Source organism: Dapis purpurea BLCC-M126, from assembly GCF_050015975.1.
GTDB lineage: Bacteria > Cyanobacteriota > Cyanobacteriia > Cyanobacteriales > Microcoleaceae > Trichodesmium.
Map to the genome: position 1 here is coordinate 1 of NZ_JBNHER010000073.1, position 6,735 is coordinate 6,735.

The 6,735-nt window shown below is 37.6% G+C and carries 7 protein-coding genes; 2 read left to right on the top strand and 5 right to left on the bottom strand.

The genetic code is table 11. The annotated features are described in order from the left end of the window. Positions 1–241: 241 nt before the first annotated feature. The 4 genes from ACP6PL_RS06785 to ACP6PL_RS06800 all read right to left on the bottom strand — a co-directional run bounded on the left by ACP6PL_RS06785 (position 242) and on the right by ACP6PL_RS06800 (position 3,790). The gene (locus tag ACP6PL_RS06785; protein WP_426543865.1) at positions 242–1,222 is read right to left on the bottom strand and encodes an aldo/keto reductase; all 981 of its coding nucleotides are present in this window, start codon (positions 1,220–1,222) and stop codon (positions 242–244) included. A gap of 6 nt (positions 1,223–1,228) precedes the next feature. After that, the gene (locus ACP6PL_RS06790; protein WP_426543867.1) at positions 1,229–1,726 is read right to left on the bottom strand and encodes an HAD domain-containing protein; all 498 of its coding nucleotides are present in this window, start codon (positions 1,724–1,726) and stop codon (positions 1,229–1,231) included. Positions 1,727–2,491: 765 nt separating this feature from the next. Continuing rightward, the gene (locus tag ACP6PL_RS06795; protein WP_426543869.1) at positions 2,492–3,232 is read right to left on the bottom strand and encodes a hypothetical protein; all 741 of its coding nucleotides are present in this window, start codon (positions 3,230–3,232) and stop codon (positions 2,492–2,494) included. Between the two features lie 270 nt (positions 3,233–3,502). After that, positions 3,503–3,790 carry a hypothetical protein gene (locus tag ACP6PL_RS06800; protein ID WP_426543871.1) on the bottom strand — a complete coding sequence of 96 codons (288 nt, stop codon included), beginning with the start codon at positions 3,788–3,790 and terminating at the stop codon, positions 3,503–3,505. A 413-nt stretch (positions 3,791–4,203) separates the two neighbouring features. Here ACP6PL_RS06800 and ACP6PL_RS06805 point away from each other — a divergent pair, with 413 nt between their 5' ends. Together ACP6PL_RS06805 and ACP6PL_RS06810 are read left to right on the top strand one after the other, a co-directional pair. Then, on the top strand, positions 4,204–5,400 hold the full coding sequence (locus ACP6PL_RS06805) for a peptidase U32 family protein (protein ID WP_426543873.1): 1,197 nt from the start codon (positions 4,204–4,206) through the stop codon (positions 5,398–5,400). An 85-nt stretch (positions 5,401–5,485) separates the two neighbouring features. After that, positions 5,486–6,259, top strand: a complete 774-nt coding sequence (locus ACP6PL_RS06810; RefSeq protein WP_426543875.1) for an Rpn family recombination-promoting nuclease/putative transposase — start codon at positions 5,486–5,488, stop codon at positions 6,257–6,259. 322 nt (positions 6,260–6,581) lie between these two features. On the opposite strand, the gene ACP6PL_RS06815 is transcribed toward ACP6PL_RS06810, so the two are convergent. Further along, a partial coding sequence (locus tag ACP6PL_RS06815) for a tetratricopeptide repeat protein (RefSeq protein ID WP_426543891.1) occupies positions 6,582–6,735 on the bottom strand: 154 nt, incomplete at its 5' end.

Here is a 6,735-nt window from a genome sequence, read left to right on the forward strand (position 1 = left end):
TTTTAACCAGAGGTAATTATCAATTATCCATTATCAATTATCAATTAATGAACCTAACTTTTACACAAACGATACCAGCGGACATGAATTATATAATATATGTTTATAACTCTATAATTACTTCAATCTCCCCACACTCCCCACCCCGAACTATATAATAAGTATTCAACCAGATTTGATATTATAGCTGATTACAATAATCTGTAATCCAACTTTTGTTATTTTTGACTTTTGACTTGATTTACCTAGTTTGAAAAATATTTTGCACCATCTTCTTGTCTGTACTCGCAGCAGCTTTATCTAGTTCTGCAACTTCACCAGAATCTAATTCCCAACCTAAAGCACCAATATTTTGTTCTGCTTGAGTTTTATTTTTTGCTCCCGGAATCGGAATTGTACCTTTAGAAATACACCAATTAATTGCTACTTGCGACATAGTTTTATTTCTTGATTTTGCCACAGCTTCTAAAGATAATAATAATGGCCGAACTCCTGGTAATATTTGTTTAAATAAAATACCTCGAATACCTTGCGGAAAAGAACCTTTTTCAGAATATTTTCCTGTTAATATTCCCAATGCTAAAGGACTATATGCAATTAATTTAATTCCCAATTCATCACAAACTTCTTTAACTCCTAATTCTGTGCAGGGATAGGTTGATAATAAAGAATATTGAACCTGTAAAGTAGTAATAGGAACGCCGCGATCGCTAAATCTTTTATGCACTTGCTTAAGTCGTTTTGGTCCGTAGTTCGATAACCCTATTCCCTTCACTTTTCCTTGTTCGTACAAATCAGCTAAACCATCCAAAAGTCCCCATTCTTGCCAGGGAAAATAGTTGGCAGTAGACCAGTGCATTTGTACCAAATCAACATTTTTACCAAGACGTTGAGCAGATCCTGCACAAGCTGAAATCATCGCTTGGCAACTCCACCTCCAGGGATAAGCAGCAAGTTTTGTGGCAATACAAATATTATCTTGGTTTGCCCCCGCATATGCTTGAGAAAATTGCCCCAATAGCATTTCACTACGTCCGTTTAATTTGCCAGTCCCGTAGGAGTCACCCGTATCAAATAAAGTTACGCCATTACCAACACAAAGGTTAAAGACATTTTGCAGTTCCTTATCCATACTTTGGTCATATCCCCAGAGCAGGCGGTTGCCCCATGCCCATGTCCCACAACCCATTTTTGGCAAGATAAGTTTTTGGTTAGTTTGCATCCTCAACTATTGTCCAATAGTATTTTCATCTGTTATTTTCTCACTAAACGAGGCAAGATAGCGATCAAGTATTTCAGCAGAGTTATGATTAAAACCATGATAGGGATCGGTAACAACAACGGGACTACCTGGTTCGTAGAAATCAGCAATGTCATCAATAGCTACCCACTGTGGATTTTCCTCATTATTTTGTTTGAGATATTCCAAAACTCCTTGCTGCCGAACATGCCGATTTTTTTCAATAACTATTGGGTGTAGACATGGAGTTACTCCAATAACACGCACACCAATATCTGGTGAAAATAAACTAGAAATTTTCTCCAGAGAATACATTTCACGCCAGGATGAGGAGATAACTATTTTGGCAATGGGGTAACGACGTAGGACATTTTCAAATTCATTTAGACAAACTGGATCGAATTTAATCATATCTTTTGGCAAGACTGGTTGCTCGAATTTTTTCTCTGGTACTAATACCCCATCAATATCTAAGAAAACCCACATAATATATCTCAACTGCTTGAATGGCGATTTGTTATACCATTTCACGGAACTCAGAAGTCAAAAGTCAGAAGTCAGAAGTGAAAGTTGATAGACTTAAATTAATGGTTATACAGTAATTTCAGCTTCTTCTTTCATATCATCAGTTGCCAACTATTTTTGATATCTTGAAAGTGAATTGGTACGAATTTACATTATATCAAATTTTGCTAATCACTTATCATTGTAGAGATTAGACGAGAAACTGAAATAGCTCCGGTTTCTTTTTCCCCATGGTAAAGACTTGATATTTTATTTATGAATCATAGGAAATATTAGAATTTTTCCTAAATATCTAAGACTTTTAAGGGGGTTTAGGACAGGATATTCCGTAGCATTATTTTTCATATTTCACATTATGTCCGATAGCATGACTATTATAAAGTTTAGGTAAGGAAGAAGTAAGAAAAAAAGAAAAAAACAATTACTTAAGCAGATATTTTTCCTGGGTTTACACAAACAATACCAACAAATTTGAGATCATTAATTATCCGAATTATATCATGTGCCCCCTCCGGAGGAGCTACGAATTGCGTATAATCAGTTATCAAAAAGTGTTAGTTTGTAGTTTTCCTCTAGCCCCAAATACATATTTAGAGGGCTAAAGCCCTACTACGAGCCTAATTATAAGTATTCAAGCTAACATGATATTACAAGTGAAATTAAGGTATTTCAAGCTATTGGAAATAGGTCTACTAAAAATAGAAGGCAAAAAAAGAAGCACAACTTCTACAAAATTAGCCAAACAGCTAATCCCCAAAACGGAATAAATCTTAACCAACGTTTGCCACTTTCTGGCGGTTCAATATCTCCTATTAATACTACTTGGAAAATGGTAAATAAAATTACATCTACACAGAAGGCAATGGTGAGGCGATCGCTCTGAAAGTTTTGTACAAAAAATTCTGCCCTAGCAGCGATATCACCAAATTCTGGTCTGGCGACAATTCCCCAAACTATGGCGATGCTGCCTATAATTAATCCTATTACACCAAATATTTTTGCCATTAAACCTTTACTCATTTGTTCTTCTGTGGGAAGTTCGGTTGCTGTACTGCGCCAAGCCATGTATGGTAATAGGAAAGTATTGGTGAGAAACATTGCCATACTCCAAATTAGGATTTTTGGGAGTTCTCCGCCACGGCGATCGACTAGGAGCAGTGGGAGAAACATAAATATCCATGCTTCAGCAAAGTTGAATAAACTTTCTAACCAAGGGTGTATGGTTGGCGCTTCCATATATTTGATACCAACAGCATTAAAAATAGGTAGGATAAAGAAAAAATTGATAGATTGGTTAATAACTTCTTTAATAGTTTCGGTTTCAACTGCCCAGATCGGTCCGTTGGGAAGTGGTTGATCGTGTGGGGAAAGTAGTAGGATGTAGATATATATTGCTGATAGGAGCCAGAGGAAGATAGCGATCGGGCGGGAGTTTTGTTGTTCTTTTGGTAATTTTGATTGTGTCATTAGGTTATTTTTGTAGTATGGGTTAATTTTAACATTAGTAAAGGTTTGGTCACTAAACCCCTACTATATGCAGATTTCATATTACTTCTGACTTCTGATTTGCGGGTAGCGCTATATTAGTCTCCCATTACTTAATACCTGGATCTATTCCTGCTTCTCCAAGTAACTAAACGTTTAGCACGTTCCTCAGCAACTGCTTTGGCCTCGCGTTCCTCCTGGGCAGTTTCTGTGGCCTGACGTTCCTCATCCGGTAGTCCTGCATGGTAATGGTTAAGTTATATAATTTTTAATTTCTCCCGCACTCCCCATCCCCCCATCTCCCCATCTCCCCATCTCCCCATCTCCCCACACTCTCTCTATCATTACTATGCACCACCACCCTTCATCCAATTGTTTTTGGACATTACCCAATTGTTCTTGGACTTCGTTCAACCGTTTTTGAACCTCCAGATAATCCCCAAATAATTGACCATCTGGACGATACAATTGCAAAGTTTCCGGCAATACCTCAAAATAAATAATTTTTGTATGGGTTTGGGTTTCGAGTTGTTTCACCATCGTTTTTTTCTCAAAATTTCCGCAAAACCTCTGTATTTCAATTATATGGCTTTCAGCAAACAGCTAGCCTCCTAGATCGTAAATGCGTTTTTTCCTGACGGAATGCTCCGCAAAGATGTCGCGTAGCGTTATCCTGACGGACTGCTGCCTTTTGCAGAGGAGCTGCGCTTTTCATGTCGCGCAGTGAAACGCTTTTCATGTCGCGTTTGCGTTAGCATTCCGTAGGAAAGCGAAACGCAAATATGTCGGCGACAGCCGCAAACAGCTCAAGTCAAAACAGTTGTTAAAGGATTTGAATTTGATCAATGTCCTAACACTTTTTTGTACTGCTATAGGGTATATCCTGATTCATCAAACCATTATTGAGCAATTAAGCTAAAATATGTAAGTTAATCACTATCAATATAAATAATATGTGGAAACCAGAATTATTAGCTCCTGCTAAAAATCTCGAACGTCTAAAAGTTGCCGTTACTTATGGTGCTGATGCTGTTTATGTGGGAGGGCAAAAATACGGTCTGCGAGCGCGAGCAGATAATTTTTCTGACTATGACTTAGAATATGGGGTAAATTTTGCTCACGAAAATCATGCTAAAGTCTACCTTACCCTGAATGCTTTTCTCCATGATGATGATTTTGAGGGATTAGCAGAATATTGTCAATTTCTAGAATATATTGGCGTTGATGGGGTTATTGTTTCTGACTTGGGGGTTTTGCGAGTGGTAAAAAATAGTTCTAATCTTGATATTCATCTCTCAACTCAAGCATCTTGTCTCAATTCTTATGCTGGTGAAATGTGGAAGCAGTTTGGGGTGAAGCGTCTGATAGTGGGGCGAGAAGTTAGTGTGGCAGAGGGGGGGGCAATTAGATCGCAAACTGGTATTGATGTGGAAATGTTTGTCCATGGTGCTATGTGTATGGCTTTTTCTGGTAATTGTACAATCTCCAATTTTACAGCAGGCAGAGATTCTAATCGTGGTGGTTGTATTCAGTCTTGTCGTTTTCCCTATCAGTTGGCAGAAAAAACAGACGATCGCCCAGTAACGTTTATGTCTTCTAAAGATTTATGGGGTATTCATCAAATAGGAGCGTTTTTTGAACATCAAATTTGTTCTATGAAAATAGAGGGGCGGATGAAATCATCGTTTTATGTAGCGGTGACTTGTAGAGCATATCGGCAAGCGATCGATGCTTATGCAGAAGGGAGGTTAACTCCAGAAATTCTGAATCAAATTGTGGCTGAATTAGAGTCTATTCCTCACCGTGACTATGATTCTGCTTCCTTGGAAACTCCTGCGGGGAAAGATTCTGTGTATAAGCAATTGGAAAGTAGTAGGGGGACTCACGAATATCTAGGAATTGTGATGGAGACAACACCAGAAAATATTGTTTTACAACTGGTTGAGTCTGTGGCAGTGGGAGATGAAATTGAGATTATTCCGGTGCATGGCGAAATAATGCGGTGGCAGGTGAATGAGCTTTTTTCTGTGGTAGGCGATCGCCTGGAGAAAATGCGAGCTGGTAATGTGGTTTGTATTCCTAAAAATGTAGCGCCTGACATTTTAAATAATGTAGAGAAATTGAATGTAGTTAGAGTTGCGCCATTTTAATTTGTAAAGAAATTGTAATTCAGCTTCTCTTGAAAAGTTAACTAAATTTCTGAGAAACTATGATTCTTACTCAACTTCATTCAAAATGAAAACTGACCACATATTTTATCGAATTTTTCAAGACTTACCCGAAACCTTCTTTCATTTGTGGGGAGAATTACCAGAAAAACTCAACGATTATCGTTTTGATTCAGTAGAATTAAAACAGACTGCCTTTAGAATAGATGGGGTATTTTTACCTCAAGATATTGAGCAACCAATTTATTTTACGGAGGTACAATTTCAAAAAGACGAGAAAATTTATTTACGTTTATTTTCTGAGATTTTTACCTATCTTAGAAATAATGAACCGGACTTACGTTGGCGTGCTATGATTATCTTTAAAAGTCGTAGTATGGAACCTACAGATAGACAAAGAGAATCTGTGCAACCCTTGTTAGATTCTACCCTAGTCAAGCGTATCTATTTGAATGAATTAGAAGTGAGTGAAACAACTCCTTTAGGTGTACAAATTATTCAATTAGTTGTAGCGAAGAAGAAACAATTGTTGGACAGAGTAACCGTATTAGTTAATCAAGTTAAACAGCAGTTTACCGATGAAAATTATCGGTTACAACTTTTGAATTTATTGTCAGTTATTGTTCTCGAAAAATTACCAGATATGAGTCGTCAGGATTTAGAAGCTATGTTTAGTATTGATGATTTGAAAAAAACTCGTTTTGCTCAGGAATTAATGGCAGAAACAAAAATAGAAGTTATTCCTCGCTTATTAAAGGAAGGCTTTTCTGTGGAAAAAATTGCCGAAATTTTAGAATTAGAAGTTGAGCAAGTGCGACAAGCTATTGCTAAATTGAACTAACTTACAGCGGTTTTCATTTCAGTAGACCACAGTAGGGACGTTGCATGCAACGTCCCTACTGGATTTTGGTTATGGCGATGTGGTTCATCAATTTGAAAAGCGCTGTAAACTGTAGGTTGGGTTGAGGCAACAAAACCTAACCAACTTACTGAGAATGTGGTTTGTCTTCCTAAAACTGTAGCACCAGATATTTTGGATAGTGTAGCAAAGTTAAATGTAGTTAGAGTCGCGTCGTTTTGATTGGTAAACAGTGCTATATATGTTTGTTGTTTATATTAACCATACTGGGAAGTAAATCACTCTTTCTCCCCAGTTTCCCTGTCTAGCTCTGTTGTTGCCGACAACGTTCGAGATTTTCTCGCACAGTCTGAGTTTTCGGATGTTCCTCACCGAATATTTTGGCACGAATATCCAACACTTGTTTGTATAATGGTTCAGCTTCGGAATATCTCCCTTGAGATTTATATAAACCTGCC